This is a genomic window from Rhodocytophaga rosea, from assembly GCF_010119975.1.
Taxonomy (GTDB): domain Bacteria; phylum Bacteroidota; class Bacteroidia; order Cytophagales; family 172606-1; genus Rhodocytophaga; species Rhodocytophaga rosea.
Genome location: NZ_CP048222.1, coordinates 2,622,501 through 2,640,181, shown reverse-complemented (window position 1 = coordinate 2,640,181; position 17,681 = coordinate 2,622,501). Strand labels below are relative to the sequence as shown.

Below are 17,681 nucleotides of genomic sequence, written 5' to 3'. Positions count from 1 at the left end.
TTTCTAAAAACTTGCGGGTTTATTATTTACAGTCTATGCAGATTTGATAATTCCGCTTATAATCAGAGAAGTATCCAGAAATACAATCTTAGGGCTGGCATTCCGCTCCAGGTGATAAGAGGCATCATTGAACTGATTATACAGTAATTCAGCTTTTGTAGGGGTAATTACTTTGGCAAAACCTTCTACAAAAGTAAGTTCTTCGCCTTCCAGCCGGTTAAGTTTAGCTTCCTTAAAGGAGTTCATGAGCGTTTCACGGACTATTTCTGTACCGTAGAGCAATACACTTTTTTGTCCTTCTTTGGTGAGTTTGTTAAACTTTTCAGCCCACTCTACCAGGTCAGTGAAATTAGCCCGGAAACAGAGGCGCATCCAGTCACGGAACCACACATGGTTATCGTTGAGGCTTTCTTTTGATAGCCGTAACGCTTCACTCAAACTTCCATCAGATAAATACGCCACCTGAACTGCCCGTTTGGCATCCATCTCATGCTTATCTACCAGGATATGCCATATTTCCTGGCTCGTAAAGGGCCTGATCCGAACCAGTTGCGTACGGGAGAGAATAGTAGTAAGTATTTTATCTATACTCTGGCTTACCAGTAAAAATACCGTTTTAGGAGGTGGTTCTTCCAGGATTTTCAGTAAAGCATTAGCAGAAGTGATATTCATGTGTTCGGGCAACCAGATCAGCAGCACTTTGTAAGAAGCTTCATAGGCTTTCAGGCTGAGTTTCTGAATAATAGACCTGCTTTCTTCCGCAGAAATGATAGGCTGTCGGTTTTCGGTGCCTATAAAATTGCACCAGTCACTTAGGTTTCCATATAAGTTTTCCTTTAAATACGTACGCCATTCAGGCAGAAAATTTTCGCTGAGCGGATCTTTATTTACCTTTTTGGTAGCAGCTACCGGAAATACAAAGTGCAGGTCCGGGTGTATGTATTTATTGATCTTACTGCAAGCGGCACACTGTCCGCAGGCATCTTCCGGCTGGCGGTTTTCGCAATTTATATACGTAGCATATGCCAGCGCCAGGCTGAGATTGGCACTGCCTTCATTTCCAAAAAAAAGCTGCGCATGTGCAATCTGGCCTTTCTGTACTGCTTGTAGCAAAGATTGCTTTACTTCATCGAGGCCAGGAATATCTTTAAAGAGCATAGTAAAAATTGAAAATGGAAAGTTGATAGTTGAAAATAGTATCCATTTTAAATAAACCCTATCCGTTTGCTGGGTTGATGAGTGAGTTTGAAGATATATTCCAGAATGTTTCTATCCACTTCCTGAAAATTCTGATTCCGGCGTTGCATGGCACGGTCGGCAACTTCCAACGCTTTTTCAAGCTGGTAAATTTCGAGCCCTCTGGCGCCACCCCATGAGAAAGAAGGGATATATTTAGGTGGAAAATCTGCTCCAAAAATATTGGCGCTTACCCCTACTACCGTGCCTGTATTGAACATAGTATTGATTCCTGCTTTGGAATGATCGCCCATCATCAGGCCGCAAAAATGCAGGCCGGTGTCTACCAATTTTTTTTCTGCATAACTCCACAATTTTACCGTACCATAGTCATTTTTCATATTAGAGGTATTGCTGTCAGCACCCAGGTTACACCATTCACCAATTACTGAATTACCTAAATATCCTTCATGCGCTTTGTTACTATTCCCCATAATAATGCTATTAGTAATTTCGCCGCCTACCTTACAATTAGGGCCAATGGTATTGTCGCCACGCATTTTACTGCCCATATGAAGCGTAGACCCTTCGCAAATAGCAAAAGCACCCCTGATCAGGCTGCCTTCCTGAATTTGCGTATTCTTACCGATATAAATAGGTCCAGCCTGCGCATTGAGTACAGCAGATAAAATTACGGCACCTTCCTCTATAAATACATCAGAAGGATTATAAATGCTGGTATGTGCATCGCTAACAGGTGTAGATTCCCGGCCTTCAGTTAGCCATTTAAAGTCAAAGCGGATCTGGGCACCATTCTGAATAAACAAATCATAAGGTTTACGGATGATGGTAATTTCATCTGGGAAATTAACTGCTTTTGGTTGGGTTTGTGTTGCTGAGATTAATTCTTGCAGAGATTTGAAAGATTGATCTGTTCTAAATGCAATCAATACCTCTTGCTGAATGAGTTTTTGCCCTGTTTTCAACTTGTCAATAGCTTTAAGTAAGCTTGTGACTGGAAGAACAGAAGCATTGATATAGGTATTTTCAGCTGTAAATACAGGTGGAAATTTTGTTTGGAGGTATTCTTCTGTCAGATCAGAAACAGATGAACGGAGAAAATGCTCCCACTTTTCGGCAATAGTTACAATACCAGACCTCAACTGGCTTACCGGCCTGGTAAAAGTGAAAGGCAGCAGAGATGTTCTGAACTGCGGATCGTCGAAAAGAATGTAATTCATGCACAAAAATAAAGAATGTATTTTATAATATGCTTGATAAGCTATTTGACAGGCAGTTTTTCTTTCAGGAAAGGAAAATGGTTATTTTGTTAAATTTTAGAAAAATGCATGAATAACTCAGGCCAAAAATTACATAGTTACTGTGCTATTGGTCAGTACTTTTAGAAAAACTTTAGGGTGTAGGGAATGAAAAGTGCCTGAATAGCGTTATATTATGAACCGGATAAATTAATATTTTAACCTTAACCCAGCAGATATGCAGAGAAAAGCCATTATTCTATTTATTCTGTCTTTATTTATTTCCATATCAATATACGCCGCTACACCGGCTCCCAACGGCGGCAATGGTTCCGAAGCAAAAGTTGTTCTTTTCGAAAATCACATTCATTCCTTGTATCGGACCATCTTATTCAAAAAATCTAAACCATCTTTCGAATTATTCCGGAAGAGTTATGTAGGATACCTGAATTTAAAAGCGGCCGGTAAACTTTCTGATAAAAATATATTAACCATTATTGATTTTCGTCTTTCGTCTACTAAAAACCGCTTGTGGACGATTGATCTGAATAAAAAGCGGGTGGTTTATGAATCTCTGGTTGCACATGGACGAAATACGGGCGATGAATATGCCAAGAACTTTTCCAATGAAGTGGAATCGAACATGAGCAGCTTCGGATTTTATGTCACTGGTGATACTTATATTGGTAAGCACGGTTTATCATTGTACCTGGATGGTGCTGACGAAGGATTTAATTGCAATGCCAGAACCAGATCGGTTGTTATGCACAGCGCCGATTATGTAACTGAATCATTTATAAACAAAACCGGCAGGTTGGGCAGAAGTTTAGGTTGCCCGGCTATTCCTATAAAAAATCATAAGGAAGTGATTTCTACGTTAATGGATAAAACTTGCCTGTTCATATACTTTCCAGACTCAGCTTATGAGAAAAAATCCAGATTATTGGCAGAAAATACAGCCATGGACTATTTCCTGGTGAATCAGTCCGTTACTGAAACATCCGCAACAATGGCTACTTTATAATATAATATACTTTTTAACTGGAAAGCCTTGCCATATTTTGGCCGGGCTTTTTTATTGGCTATATGTTCTATTGAGACATCATTTATGAAAAGAATTCTTATTCGTGACCTGATGTTATTTTTGGTTTTGGGTATTGAAATATTACATGTACCTTTGTATCCCATAAGTTTACTTCTTTCCGCTTATGGCTTCCGCTAAATATATATTTGTAACCGGTGGTGTTACATCTTCCCTTGGTAAAGGTATAATTGCCTCGTCCTTAGCTAAATTGCTTCAATCCAGAGGCTTTTCAGTCACCATACAAAAGTTCGATCCTTACATTAATATTGACCCTGGTACACTCAATCCATATGAGCATGGCGAATGTTATGTAACCGATGATGGTGCTGAAACCGACCTTGACCTGGGGCATTATGAACGCTTTTTAAATACGCCTACTTCACAGGCTAATAACGTAACGACCGGCAGGATTTATAATAGTGTCATTACCAAAGAACGCCGGGGCGATTACCTGGGCAAAACTGTACAGGTAATTCCTCATATTACCGATGAAATCAAACGCAATTTCACAAGACTGGGCGAAACCGGAAACTATGATATTGTTATTACAGAAATTGGCGGTTGCGTAGGGGATATTGAATCTTTGCCCTTTATTGAAGCTGTACGGCAGATGAAATGGGATAAAGGTTCAGATAATGTGATTGTTATCCACCTGACACTGGTTCCTTATTTAAAATCGGCAGGAGAGTTAAAAACCAAACCTACCCAGCATTCAGTAAAAACCTTGCTAGAATCCGGAATTCAGCCAGATATTCTGGTATGCCGCACCGAACATCCGCTTCCTATAGATATCCGCAAAAAAATGGCTCTATTCTGTAACGTGCATATCAATTCTGTCATCGAATCACTGGATGCAGAAACCATATACGATGTACCCCTGCTGATGAAAAAGAGAAGCTAGATGAACGGGCATTAGAGAAACTGAATTTGCCGCATAACCAGGAGCCAGATATAGAAGCCTGGAAAGATTTTCTGGGCCGGCTAAAAAATCCTACGGAAGAAATTACCATTGGTCTGGTAGGAAAATATGTAGAACTCCATGATGCCTATAAGTCTATTGCAGAGGGATTTGTACATGCCGGTGCCTATAACGAATGTAAAGTTCATGTACGGTGGATTCAGTCGGAAACTTTATTATCTCATAATTATGAGCATATTCTGGATGAGTTGGATGGAATTGTAGTAGCTCCGGGATTTGGGGAAAGAGGCATAGAAGGCAAGATCAATGCCGTACGGTATGCCCGTGAACGGCAGGTTCCATTTTTTGGAATATGTTTAGGAATGCAGTGTGCTGTGGTAGAGTTTGCCAGAAATGTGCTGAATATTGCAGATGCTTGTTCCCGCGAAATGAATGCCAATGCGGAACATGCGGTAATTGATTTAATGGAAGACCAGAAAAAAGTGACTGCCAAAGGCGGTACTATGCGTTTGGGCGCTTTTCCTTGTGATCTGAAAAAGGGTTCTAAAGTGAACCATGTATATGGAAAATCAAAAATTTCTGAGCGACACCGCCACCGGTATGAGTTTAATAACAATTACCTGGAAGCTTTTGAAAAAGCAGGTATGATTGCCTCTGGCATTAATCCGGATAATAAACTGGTAGAAATTATTGAATTAAGAGATCATCCCTGGTTTATCGGAACACAATTTCATCCGGAGTTAAAAAGCACTGTGATGAATCCACATCCGCTGTTTACACATTTTGTGAAGGCAGCTGTAGAGTGCGCATTAAAGAAGAGATTAGTAGTAAAATAAGAATTAAGTGCGTAAAGCTGCAAAAAGCTGTTCACATATAAATTATTTACCTTAATTTTGCAGCCCGGAATCAGCTTGACCGCTGAAAATGAGAAGAATTCGGATTAGTACAGATAATTATACTGTAAGAGAAAACTTTTTGTAATTCATTAATTGCAGAAAGTTTTCCTTTTTCAAGTTAGCACCTCTCAGGAAGGTAATAAGTAGCATCATAAATAGTACAACAGGCAAAGTAATATGGTTTTGCCGCTAAGAATAAATACAAATATTAATGGATAGGAATCAGGCGACGGGCATTATGCTCATTTTATTGTTGTTATTTGTTTATTTCCAGTTTTTTGCACCTAGTCCGCAACCTAAACAAGTAAAAAAAGATACAGGCGGCGTAAACCAGACACCTGGTAATCAGGCGGCAACTACACCAGTAGAACTTCCCGATTCTCTTCGCAATGACTCTTTAGTCAATGAAAACCTCCGCAGAACCTTTGGTGATTTTGCCACAGTGGCTTCCGGCCAGGACAAAGAACTTGTTTTAGAAAACCAGGATATTAAGGTGACTTTTGGAAGCAAAGGAGCCAGAATTAAAGAGGTTTTGCTGAAAAACTATAAAACCTACGACCGCAAACCGCTTATTTTACTCGACGAGCAAACCAGCCAGATGGTCTATACATTACCTGCAAACACTGGCAACATTAATCTGGAAAATCTATATTTTACCACTACAAGTTCTAATATTCAGGTGAAAGCAGGAGATAGTACGGCTGTTACTTTCCGTGCATCCCTTTCTCCTACGCAATACATCGAGCAAACGTATAGCCTGAAAGGCAGCGGTTTTGAACTGGGACACCAGCTCAAACTAACCGGCCTGGATAATGCCATAAAAAATACACCAGTACAATTCTACTGGATTGATAAGCTCAAGCGGCTCGAACTGGATATGGAAGCCAGTCGGATTACATCTACTATTAATTATTATACGCAGGATGGTACCTTCGACCAGGTATCAGAAGCTTCAAAAAGCCTGGAAGAACAGAAAGCAGAAGCACCTGTAAAATGGGTTTCTTTAAAACAGAAGTTCTTTTTATCGGCAATTATCGCCAATACTACTGCTTTTTCTGCTGGTACCTTTAAAACCAATGTAGACCAGGCAGACAGCAGTACAGTAAAAACCCTGGAAGCCAGTTTAGCCATTCCAATAGCTGATTTAAAAAGTGGAAAAGGCAATTTTTCTTTCTATTTCGGTCCTAATGATTACAGGGTAGTAAATGATGTAACGGAAGGCTTTGGAGAGAATGTGTATTTCGGCTGGCCGATTGTACGTATCATTAACCGGTATTTTATTGTAAACGTATTCCATTTCCTAGAGAAATTTATCAGTAACTATGGCATTATTATCATTATTCTAGTATTGCTAATCCGAGTCATGTTATTGCCCTTATCTTATAAATCGTATATCTCCCTGGCAAAAACCAAAGTTTTACAACCGGAAATAGAAGAAATTAAGGCGAGAAATGGCGATGATATGGCTAAGGTACAGCAGGAACAGATGAAACTGTACCAACAGGTAGGCGTAAATCCGCTGAGTGGCTGTATTCCTGTATTGTTGCAAATGCCTATTTTACTGGCCTTATTCAGTTTATTCCCTAATTTAATTGAATTGCGTCAGAAAGAGTTTTTGTGGTCGAGCGATCTTTCTACCTATGATTCCATTGCTACACTGCCTTTTGCTATTCCATTCTATGGTTCACACATCAGTTTGTTTACTATTTTGATGACGATTTCTTCGGTAGCCTATGCGTATTTCAACAACCAGATGACTACCATGCAGGGGCCAATGAAATCGCTGCAATATATTATGCCCATCATGTTCATGTTTATTCTGAACTCACTGCCTGCCGGACTTACCTTCTATTATTTTGTATCCAACGTAATCTCCATTGGACAGCAGGTAGTGATCCGCAAGTTTGTGGATGAAGCTAAGATTAGAAGAGTACTGGACGAGAACAAACTCAAGAATAAGGATAAAAAGAAATCCAAATTTGCCCAGCGGCTGGAAGATGCCCTTAAAAGTGCCGAAGAAGCCAAGAAGAAAAAGTAACGATAAGAGATAGTTTTTTCGTACATACCCAGTAAACTGCAAACTCGCTTTTAGGCTTCAGGTTGGCTCAAAAATTTGTATGTTTGCAGTTCTCATGAGGCTGTACCAGTTGTGAATTTGTGCATATTGAAAAGCTTGTGTAGAGGAATGCACCAAGTTTGAACTTATCGTGATCCATTTAATTCTTCTATGATGCAAAAAACATTGCTTACTTTCTGCTTTCTCATCCTTTCGTTTGTAGCCTTTTCACAAGCAAATAAAGACCTGGAGCGTAAATATGAATCAGGAAAACAACTACTCAAACAAGAGAAATATGATTTAGCCCGGGAAATCTTCAGTTCTCTTTCTAAACAAACAGCCGATAATCCATATATCGCTTATAGTCATTATTACCAGGCGTATGCATTATTTAAAACAGCCAAATACGATGCTGCCCGCCTGCAACTCATTCAGTTGCTGGAAAAATATCCTTCCTTCTCGGATGCAGAATCAGCTAACTATTTATTAGCCAATATCGCTTTTGAAAAAGGTAACGAAGATGCTGCGTTAGGTTACCTGGAAAAATGCAAAAGCAAACAAATCCGGGAAGATGTTCAGAACCTAAAAAGCCACTATCTGGCTCAGGAGCAAGAACTAAATACGCTGAAAAATCTTCAGAAAAAATATCCGGAAGATGAAGTAATTGCAGGTGTATTAATAGACAAATTGCTCGCCAGTGCCAGAGACGAAGATGCCAGCCTTGCCAAACAGTTAGATACTAAGTTTAAGCTGGGCAGAATTAAGGCAATGGAGGAATTGAAAAAGATTTCTAAGAAGGCTGAATACAACATAGCAGTTCTTTTTCCATTTCAGCCCGAAGGCATGGAAGCCGGAAAACCTCGAAACAACCAGTTTGTATTGGATATGTATGAAGGAATTAGAATAGCGGCCGATGAACTTACTACACAGGGTACAAAAGTGAATGTATTTGCATATGATATTGCAAACGATGGAAATAAGATGCTGGAAACAGTAAATCTGCCGGAATTTGCCGGAATGGATATCTTAATTGGCCCTTTATATGGAGCTACAAATAAAGTAGCTGTAGCGTTTGCTAACCAGAAAAGTGTAGGACTTATTAATCCGATTTCTAATAATGGCCAGTTAATAGAAAATAATCCATCTGCTTACCTGTTAAAGCCTTCGCTGGAAACACAGGTGCAAAAGGCTGCTGAATATGCCCTCAATACATTTGCACCAAAATCGGTCATGATTTTGTTTGGCCCTACGCCTAAGGATTCTTCTCTGGCGGTAACTTACCGCAAACAGATTCTGGATAAAGGCGGAAAAGTAAATGCCATCAAAAAAATTACCCAGGTCAATGTAGGAGATATTGCGCAAGCCATTACTGAAACGCAGGAAACCAGCCTTGGCCATGTGTTTATTACAACTGATAACCAGAATATTGTGGTTAACTTTACCAATGCCCTCGAACAGCGTTCTTCTAAAGTTCCTGTAGTCACCTTATCTAACTGGCTTGAGTTAAAGTTGATCTCCTTTGATCAGTTTGAAAGGCGGAATATCCATTTTATCTATCCCGAATACATTGATTATGGCAGCGAAACTGTAAAATCTTTCCGCAAGAATTATGTGTCGAAAAAGAGTATCATTCCTTCTATATACTCCTACCAGGGTTATGATATGATGCTGTTTTTTGGCCGTTTACTAGGTGAACATGGTACATTTTTCCACCAGGCTTTACACCAGCAAGCGCCGCAAAAAGGCGTGATTCTGCCAGGCTATAATTATACTGGTGCCAACGACAACCAATATGTACCTCTAGTTAAATTTCAGAATGCCCAGTTGGTGCTCATTAATCCCATTGCAGAGTAAATCTGATTTCGGACGCTGAATTTTAAAACAATATCTTTCTCTGCTCATTTTATAGAAGTGATTATTGACAGATAACCAATAACTAATTGCTATGCAAACAACCAATAGCCATACCTTATTTAACCAGGCCAAACAATACATTCCTGGCGGAGTAAATTCACCAGTCCGGGCTTTCCGGGCAGTAGGAGGGAATCCCTTGTTCATTAAATCGGCGAAAGGTGCTTATTTATATGATGAAGATGGCAATTCCTATATTGAACTCATTAATTCCTGGGGACCTATGGTATTGGGCCATGCACATGAATTAATTGAAAATGCGGTAAAAGAAGCTGTTTCCAGTTCCTTATCGTTTGGTGCACCTACCCGCAAAGAAGTGGAAATGGCAGAACTCATTGTTTCAATGGTGCCATCCGTAGAAAAAGTGCGCATGGTTAATTCCGGAACAGAAGCCTGTATGTCAGCCATACGGCTGGCCAGGGGATATACTGGCCGGGAAAAGATTATCAAGTTTGAAGGTTGTTACCACGGCCATGGTGATTCCTTCCTGATTGCAGCCGGAAGTGGTGCTATAACCATGGGCGTTCCCGATAGTCCGGGCGTTACAAAAGGTGTTGCTAACGATACACTTACCGCTCCATATAATGATCTGGAAGCAGTACAAACATTAATTGAGGCCAACCCCAAAAATATTGCAGCTATAATTATAGAGCCTGTTGCCGGAAATATGGGACTGGTGTTGCCAAAAAATGGCTTTCTAGAAGTTTTACGTGATTTGTGTACGCAGCATGGAATTCTATTAATTTTTGATGAAGTAATGACAGGTTTCCGTCTGGCAAAAGGAGGCGTACAGGAACGTTTCGATATTATGCCAGATTTAACCACCTTAGGTAAAATCATTGGCGGAGGAATGCCTGTTGGAGCGTATGGTGGCAAAAAAGAAATCATGGATTTTGTTTCTCCGGCCGGACCAGTATACCAGGCAGGCACTTTATCCGGAAATCCCATTGCTATGTCAGCCGGTTTAGCCATGCTGCGCCACCTCAATACCCAACCGGAAGTATATAGCCAGCTCGAATCTATTGGCGGAAAGCTCGTAGCAGGTTTTAAAGAGAATCTGAAAAAACTAGGATTGAATTATACCATTAATCACATTGGCTCCATGTTTAGCATTTTCTTCACCGATCAGGAAGTTTACGATTTTGAAACCGCCAAAAGCTCAGATACCGTGCTTTTTGGCAAGTATTTCCAGGCGATGCTGAAACGCGGTGTGTATCTGGCTCCTTCCCAATACGAAAGCTTGTTCCTGTCTACAGCCTTAACGGATGAACATATTGAGAAAATTGTTCATGCCAATTACGAATCTTTGGAAGAAATTCTAGTAAAAGCGTAAAAATAATAAAGCACCTTCATGTAATTATAAATTTTACACCTATCTTTGCAGTCCAAAAAAAGACGGACGGGTTCCGTTGTTCTTTAACATAAGTTAAAATGTCAGTAAAAATCAGATTGACCCGCAGAGGTCGTAAAAAACTGGCTCTCTACGATGTAGTAGTAGCCGATGCAAGAGCGCCACGGGATGGCCGCTTTATCGAAAAAATCGGAACGTATAATCCAAACAGCAATCCGGCAACCATTATTCTCAATGAAGAAAAAGCGTTTCAATGGTTATTGAATGGAGCTCAACCTACCGATACCGTAAAAGCTATGCTTTCTTACAGAGGAGTGTTGCTAAGAAAACATTTGCAGATTGGTGTAATTAAAGGTGCAATCACCCAGGAACAAGCCGATACTAAATTTGCTGAGTGGAAACAAAGCAAAGAAAGCAAAGTTTCTGGTAAAGTAGATACCTTGGCTCAAAAGAAAGCCGATGCTGCCAAAGCCCGTTTAGCAGCTGAAGCCAAAGTAAAAGAAGCCAGAGCAGAAGCTATCACGCGTAAGAAAACACCGCCTGCTGAAGTTGCTCCTGCTGCTGAAGCACCGGTTGAAAATGCACCTGATACGGATACAACTGCCGCTACAGAATAAACGTTAGTTTATATACATAACAGAGGTAAGAAGCTTTCAGGCATTCTTACCTCTTTTTACTTTATAGATATAGATAAGAAAACGTAGGTGCAGATTTTTCATCTGAAATGTTTTGCTCTATGAGTGGCTAAATCTTGTATTCATTTAATCTTATAATTCAGAATTACTATTATGGATATAGAATCTTGTTATCAATTGGGATATGTGCTGAAAACACATGGTGTACAGGGAGAAGTTACCTTTGTCCTGGATGTAGATGAACCTGAAACCTACAAAGGCTTAGAATCTGTGTTTGTTGAAATTAATGGCAAGCTTGTGCCTTTTTTTATAGATACTATCCAGGTTCAAAAAGACAAAGCCATAGTCAGGCTAGAGGATGTGAACTCCCTTCAGAAAGCCCAGAATCTGGTAGGAAATGGATTATTCCTTCCCCTGGAAAACCTCCCTGAACTCGACGAAGATCAGTTTTATTACCATGAAATTGTAGAGTATCTGGTTGTAGATGAAAAGCTGGGTAATCTCGGAAAAATTAGTAATGTCTACGAAATGCCCCACCAGGATCTGATTGCTATGCAATACCAGGAGAAGGAAGTACTCATTCCTATTACCGATGAGATTGTGACCGGCATCGACCACAAAAAAAAAGAATTATATGTAGAACTCCCGGATGGGTTGCTGGAAATTTACTTGAATGATACTGGTTCAGACGAAGTGGATAAAGAGGAGGAAACTGAGTAATTAATTGAATGACACAGGAAATTTAATACTTATATATGCGCATAGATATTATCACTTGCCTGCCTCAGTTGTTAGATAGTTTTTTTGCAGCTTCGATTCTTAAGCGGGCTCAGGATAAACAACTCGTAGAGGTACAAGTGCATGATCTGCGGGAATATGCCATAAACAAACACAAACAGGTAGACGATTATGCTTTTGGTGGTGGTGCCGGTATGGTATTGATGATCGAACCCATTGCTAAATGTATAAATCTGCTCAAGCAGCAGCGTACCTATGATGAAGTGATATATGTAACGCCAGATGGAGAATTATTTGGTCAGAAAACGGCAAATGTACTTTCGCTCAAACAAAACCTGATTATTCTCTGCGGACATTACAAAGGGGTAGATGAACGGGTGCGGGAACATTTTGTAACCAGAGAAATCAGCATTGGCGATTATGTATTATCCGGAGGAGAACTGGCGGCTGCTGTCATTGCAGATTCCGTGATCCGGCTTATTCCGGGGGTATTGTCAGATGAAACCTCGGCACTTACCGACTCTTTCCAGGACGATTTACTAGCCCCTCCAGTATATACCCGGCCGGCAGATTACCAGGGGTGGAAAGTGCCGGAAGTGTTATTGTCCGGCCATAAAGCGAATATTGAAAAATGGCGGTATGAGCAATCCCTCGAACGTACCCGTCAGCGCAGGCCAGACCTACTGGCAGAATAACACAAGATCGTTGTTGGTTGTTCGTTAGTAGTGTTCGGAAATTACATTTTGAATTCAAATTCGTTTTGCGTTTTCTATATGTATAATCTCAACATACCACAGCACCAATAACTAATAACAAACAACCAATAACGAAATTCACCTATTTTTCCCGGCCACTTTCCAGATAGAATCTGTAAAATATTGCTGGTTGTCGAATAAATGGGTTTCTACTTCATAGCGGCAAGCCAAAGCCAATTCTTCGATTTCCCTGATACCGAATTTGCGGGAATTTTCCATGTGAATGGTTTCCCAGGCCTCAAATGCAAAACTACGTTTGAATGCTTCAATGTATACCTGTTGAGCTTTCGTGCTGATCATATAGCTTTTTACAAACCCCGAAACCGGATCGTAGCTGGCATAAAATTCAAAAGCATCCAGGTTAAAATTGCCCCCCAATTCAATATTGATGCGTTGCAACAGGTTCCGGTTAAATTCAGCAGTAATACCACTAGAATCATTATAAGCATTACGAATAACGTTTGCATTCTTTTTCAGATCAAAGCCAGTAAGCAGCCGGTCATCTTCGTCGAGTAATTGCCAGATGGTAGAAAGAAATTGTTTGCACTCCTCTGTAGTGAAATTGCCAATATTCGAACCTAAAAACAATACAAGTTTCCGTCCTGGCACCTGGCTATGTATCCACTGAAGTGCTGTAAAATAATCTGTGGCTACACTTCTTACCGGAAGTAAAGGATACGCTTGATGCAGATTTTCGGTTAGTTCTTGTACCGCACTTGGGGAAATATCTACTGGGATATATTCAAAGCGTAAGTTATTCTTATAAAAATGATCAATCAGGATACGGGTTTTAGCGGCATCTCCGGCACCTAAATCTACCAGATGATAATAGTCTTTCCGGCACATTTCCAGTAAAGCTTGTTTATGAGTTTCCAGGATCTGGGCTTCGCAACGGGTAGGATAATATTCCGGTAGCTGCATAATCTGTTCAAATATTTTGCTGCCTTTGGCATCATAAAAATATTTGGAAGATAAGGTTTTTGGATATTTTATTAACCCTGCCAGCACATCATAGGCTAAAGTTCCTGGTTGAAACGCAACTATATTTTCATTGTCTACGGTGGTCTGGATACTGTAAGAAGTTGACATTATTTAAACTGTAGGTTTAAGGAACGGATTGATTAGGCTTAACATGGTAAACTGCCTTTGTAAATAATAGTTTCCTAAATTAGAAAAGTTTTAATGTCGTTTAAAGCCTGAAACAAGCGAATAAATCAGATTCAGCTAAAGAAAATACAGCCGAAATGATTAAGTTTAATTTTTAAGTATTTGCATGGATGCATGGTTTTCAATTACCTGGTTTACAATCAGCACCCTCCGGGGATTTGCCTGGGAACAACGTTTATTTTTCCTGCTTATCCCGGCAGTTCCTTTTTTATTTATTGTCCGGTGGTTAATTCATTCCAGGTTCCGGCAACGTCTGCCTATTGCCTTGCCCAGCCAGCAGATCAGCTGGTCGCCAGTGAGTTTGCTGCGTTTTGTACCTGATATTTTGATGAGCATATGCCTGATTCTGATTTTAATCGCTTTAGCCCGGCCACAACGTTACCAGGAACGCATAGAACAAACATCGGAAGGCATAGATATCATGCTGGTAATGGATGTATCTGAATCTATGCTACTGGAAGATTTTAAACCTACCCGGCTGGAAGCGGCTAAGCAAGTAGCACACACCTTTATCAACGGACGTTTTCAGGATAGAATGGGCATTGTCGTGTTTGCCGGAAATGCGTATGGGATGGCTCCGCTTACCACCGATTACCGCTTGTTGCACCAGTATGTAGATGAAATCCGCAGCAATATGATTACCAATAGTGGTACCGCCATTGGCGATGCACTGGCTGTTACCATCAACCGGATGCGTGAATCTGACTCCAAATCGAAAGTAGCGATTCTGATCAGTGATGGAGATAATACGGCCGGAAACATAGATCCGGTTACGGCTGCTCAACTGGCGCAGGTATATAGCATTAAACTATATACGATTGTAGTAGGCACAGAAGGAAACTTGTCATATACGGATGAAACCGGAAATACACAAACCGTGCAGAATACGATAGATGAAAGAACCTTGCGTGAGATTGCCAGAATAGGGGAGGGGAGGTTTTACAGAGCATCCAATAATTCGGCCTTGCAGGAAGTTTTTACCCAGATCAATGCCTATGAAAAAGCGGAAATCCGGGAAATACGATTTACTGATACCAAAGATTATTATTATGTGTACCTCCGCTGGGCAATTGTATTTTTTCTGTTGTGGCTGCTGGTAAAAAATACATTTATTAGTAATGTGCTGGAAGATTAAAATTTTATGGATTAATCTCGATCTGAGTGCCATTCTTCACCATTGCCCATATTTCATCCATTTCGTCGTTAGATACGGCCATACAGCCATTGGTCCAATCTCTTAGGTTTTGCCATCTCCCTAGCCAGGCCGTTTGCTTGTTCATCCCATGGATCATAATATCACCTCCCGGAGATATACCCAACTGTTTTGCATGTTCCCTGTCCTTTTCATTGGGGTAGGAGACATGAATAGATTTATGATAGGCACTTTTACTGTTCCGCCAGTCTAAGATATAAGTTCCTTCTGGAGTTTTCTCATCCCCTTCCTGCTGTTTGTGGCCAACCGGATTATCACCCAATGCAATTTTATACGTCCGGATAATTTCTCCATCCTTTAGTAGGTGCAATTCCCGTTTGCTTTTATACACTATTACTTTATCTGCCCTGTCAGGTAGCTTTTTTTCTACTTTGTTTTTACAACTGGGCAAGAGAAGAATCAAAAGAAAAACAGGTATAAAATGTTTCATTACCAGAAATTGAAGTACAGGGGATATAAATTATTTCTGTACCAAAGGTCCCAATAGGCTGGTAGGTTCAATATCATCTTTTAATTGTAAAAAGCTATAGAGAAAGGCATCATCTGGCTCCAGAGCTATGGCGGCGTGCGGGAAACCGTAGGGATAATAGAAAGTAATTCCTTCTGAGGAGATAGAGAAATTTTCCAGATGTTCTACTTCAAATTTTTTGTCCTGCATGAGTTCTTTTAACCATTCAGCGCCTTCACCTTCTTCTGCTTCACCCATCGCTTTTTTAACCCGTTCCTGCAACAATGCATCACATTCAGCAGCTAACTGAGAAAGTGCGGTAGGTTTTAACAGTTGGCCAATGGAAAGTTTTTCTCCGGTTGTAGTATTAAATGTAAACCGCTTGACATATCCTGAAGAATAGGCACCTAAAGTCTCAATAAATATACTCATATCCAGAATGTTATTTGCATTGTAGTTTACATGATAACTCACTCCTAAGGTACCACAACTGCAATCTTTAAAAGTAGCTTTCATTTCTTCAATAGTTTCACCCATCAGATTTTTAGGAGCCAGTACTTCATTCATCGTACTGGCAGCAGTGCTTTCTCCGGTAATGGTTGGAAAAGCATATTCTCCATCAATTCCATTCTTGCCTTCGAGCGTAAAACTATTCTCTGCCAGTTCCATACCCTGGCCAATGGATACACTTTTTGAAGTTGTATTGTGATTTGATTCCTGCAGGGAAAATGAAAGTACTTTTCCTGTATCCGGACTCCGCCAGTTGCCTGACAGAGTTGTTGCTGCATCAAATCTCCCTTCAAATACACCAGTTACTTTACCTTGTTCATCTGTTTCCTGTATCGAAAATTTACCCTCGCTATCTACAGAGCCTGCTAAGGGTATATCTTTTCCTACTTTCGTATAGGCATACCTACCGGTTAATTCATTCCCGGTTCTTGTAAGCTGCATCCGGATAGGATACTTACCGGCAATTTCGCCTTGGTAAGATTTAGAGAAATCACCTGAATTCTCTTGTACAGGTGTTGTAGTGTTTCCAGGAGTGCTTGCCTGTAAGGTATCTGTTTTTGTCTGTCCTAAATTATTCTGCTCTGGTCCGGAACAACCTAGTATTAATAATATAGATAGGCTTATATAAATAAAGCTGAATAAAAATGTTTTCATAACATGTATCTGATAAACAGAAGAAGCAAATGTTGTATAATAACTTCACAAGCAAAGTTAATAGGAGTGCTAACTCAACTATTATTTTACTTCTAATTTAAACCCTACGCCATGTAAGTTTACGATTTCTATATTCGAATCTGCTTTTAAATATTTACGCAGTTTTGTAATAAAAACATCCAGGCTTCTACCCATAAAGTAATCATCATCTCCCCATACTTTATTCAAAATATCTTCCCGTTTTAAGGTAACATCCGGGTTCAGACAAAATAGCTGCAATATATCTGCTTCTTTTTGTGTGAGATATCTTTTCTCAGTTCCGTAACTAAGCAGCAGATTTTTATAATCAAATGTATATTTGCCAATACTAAATACAGGAATGGGAATTGCCTGTGAAACTGTATACTGGCTGCGTTTAAGAAATACTTCAATTCTCAACAGCAATTCCTCAATACTAAAGGGTTTAGTGATGTAATCGTCGCCGCCAGTTTTAAAACCTGCTATTTTATCCTCCTTCATAGATTTGGCAGTTAGAAAAATAATAGGCACTAAAGTATTATATTGCCTGATATACTGTGCCAACGTAAATCCATCTCTTTTGGGAAGCATCACATCCAATATGCACAGATCAAACGCTGCCTGCCGGAAAGTTTGCCAGGCTGCTTCTCCATCTCCACAGAGCGTAACATGAAACCCGTTAATTTCCAGATTATCCTTAATTACAAATCCCAGGCTGGCATCGTCTTCTACTAATAATATTTTGGCTTTGTTAGCAATCATGCTTGCGGAAAATGAGTAGCATCAAGTTGATCTGCAAAATAAGTGTTTTTGTTATTTCGGCGATCAAATTTATGATAGAGCTAACAAAATATGCGCTATATGGTATTACCGTTATGTGCAAAGGTATAA

At 40.0% G+C, this 17,681-nt stretch carries 14 protein-coding genes and 1 pseudogene; 9 read left to right on the top strand and 6 right to left on the bottom strand.

Going from position 1 to position 17,681, the window contains the following annotated elements:
* Positions 1-33: 33 nt before the first annotated feature.
* Together GXP67_RS11075 and GXP67_RS11070 are read right to left on the bottom strand one after the other, a co-directional pair.
* The gene (locus GXP67_RS11075; protein WP_162443189.1) at positions 34-1,158 is read right to left on the bottom strand and encodes a DNA polymerase III subunit; all 1,125 of its coding nucleotides are present in this window, start codon (positions 1,156-1,158) and stop codon (positions 34-36) included.
* Positions 1,159-1,205: 47 nt separating this feature from the next.
* Positions 1,206-2,417: a GlmU family protein gene (locus tag GXP67_RS11070; RefSeq protein WP_162443188.1), complete on the bottom strand. Its 1,212-nt coding sequence runs from the start codon at positions 2,415-2,417 to the stop codon at positions 1,206-1,208.
* A 256-nt stretch (positions 2,418-2,673) separates the two neighbouring features.
* Here GXP67_RS11070 and GXP67_RS11065 point away from each other — a divergent pair, with 256 nt between their 5' ends.
* The 8 genes and pseudogenes from GXP67_RS11065 (at position 2,674) to trmD (ending at position 12,720) form a co-directional block, all read left to right on the top strand.
* Positions 2,674-3,459: a murein L,D-transpeptidase catalytic domain family protein gene (locus GXP67_RS11065; protein WP_162443187.1), complete on the top strand. Its 786-nt coding sequence runs from the start codon at positions 2,674-2,676 to the stop codon at positions 3,457-3,459.
* 184 nt (positions 3,460-3,643) lie between these two features.
* A pseudogene (locus tag GXP67_RS11060) lies at positions 3,644-5,274 on the top strand (CTP synthase).
* Positions 5,275-5,545: 271 nt separating this feature from the next.
* The gene (gene yidC / locus GXP67_RS11055) at positions 5,546-7,372 is read left to right on the top strand and encodes a membrane protein insertase YidC (protein ID WP_162443186.1); all 1,827 of its coding nucleotides are present in this window, start codon (positions 5,546-5,548) and stop codon (positions 7,370-7,372) included.
* A 189-nt stretch (positions 7,373-7,561) separates the two neighbouring features.
* On the top strand, positions 7,562-9,244 hold the full coding sequence (locus tag GXP67_RS11050; protein WP_162443185.1) for an ABC transporter substrate-binding protein: 1,683 nt from the start codon (positions 7,562-7,564) through the stop codon (positions 9,242-9,244).
* Positions 9,245-9,335: 91 nt separating this feature from the next.
* On the top strand, positions 9,336-10,634 hold the full coding sequence (gene hemL / locus GXP67_RS11045) for a glutamate-1-semialdehyde 2,1-aminomutase (RefSeq protein WP_162443184.1): 1,299 nt from the start codon (positions 9,336-9,338) through the stop codon (positions 10,632-10,634).
* Positions 10,635-10,732: 98 nt separating this feature from the next.
* Complete coding sequence (locus GXP67_RS11040) at positions 10,733-11,269, top strand: 30S ribosomal protein S16 (protein ID WP_162443183.1); 537 nt, start codon at positions 10,733-10,735, stop codon at positions 11,267-11,269.
* A gap of 171 nt (positions 11,270-11,440) precedes the next feature.
* Entirely contained in the window at positions 11,441-12,007 is a 567-nt protein-coding gene (gene rimM, locus GXP67_RS11035; protein WP_162443182.1) for a ribosome maturation factor RimM, read from the top strand.
* 35 nt (positions 12,008-12,042) lie between these two features.
* A complete protein-coding gene (trmD, locus tag GXP67_RS11030) occupies positions 12,043-12,720 on the top strand; it encodes a tRNA (guanosine(37)-N1)-methyltransferase TrmD (RefSeq protein WP_162443181.1) in 678 nt (225 codons plus the stop codon).
* A 138-nt stretch (positions 12,721-12,858) separates the two neighbouring features.
* Here the strand turns inward: trmD and egtD are convergent, their stop codons facing one another.
* Positions 12,859-13,869 (bottom strand): L-histidine N(alpha)-methyltransferase, encoded by a 1,011-nt coding sequence (gene egtD / locus GXP67_RS11025; protein WP_162443180.1) that lies wholly within the window; start codon positions 13,867-13,869, stop codon positions 12,859-12,861.
* A 184-nt stretch (positions 13,870-14,053) separates the two neighbouring features.
* On the opposite strand from egtD, the gene GXP67_RS11020 reads away from it, so the two are divergent.
* Positions 14,054-15,082 carry a VWA domain-containing protein gene (locus GXP67_RS11020; RefSeq protein ID WP_162443179.1) on the top strand — a complete coding sequence of 343 codons (1,029 nt, stop codon included), beginning with the start codon at positions 14,054-14,056 and terminating at the stop codon, positions 15,080-15,082.
* A 4-nt stretch (positions 15,083-15,086) separates the two neighbouring features.
* On the opposite strand, the gene GXP67_RS11015 is transcribed toward GXP67_RS11020, so the two are convergent.
* The 3 genes from GXP67_RS11015 to GXP67_RS11005 form a co-directional block, all read right to left on the bottom strand.
* Positions 15,087-15,590, bottom strand: coding sequence for a L,D-transpeptidase family protein (locus GXP67_RS11015; protein WP_162443178.1), 504 nt, complete (start codon positions 15,588-15,590; stop codon positions 15,087-15,089).
* Positions 15,591-15,620: 30 nt separating this feature from the next.
* On the bottom strand, positions 15,621-16,772 hold the full coding sequence (locus tag GXP67_RS11010) for a hypothetical protein (protein WP_162443177.1): 1,152 nt from the start codon (positions 16,770-16,772) through the stop codon (positions 15,621-15,623).
* 81 nt (positions 16,773-16,853) lie between these two features.
* Complete coding sequence (locus tag GXP67_RS11005) at positions 16,854-17,552, bottom strand: response regulator transcription factor (RefSeq protein WP_162443176.1); 699 nt, start codon at positions 17,550-17,552, stop codon at positions 16,854-16,856.
* Positions 17,553-17,681 lie beyond the last annotated feature (129 nt).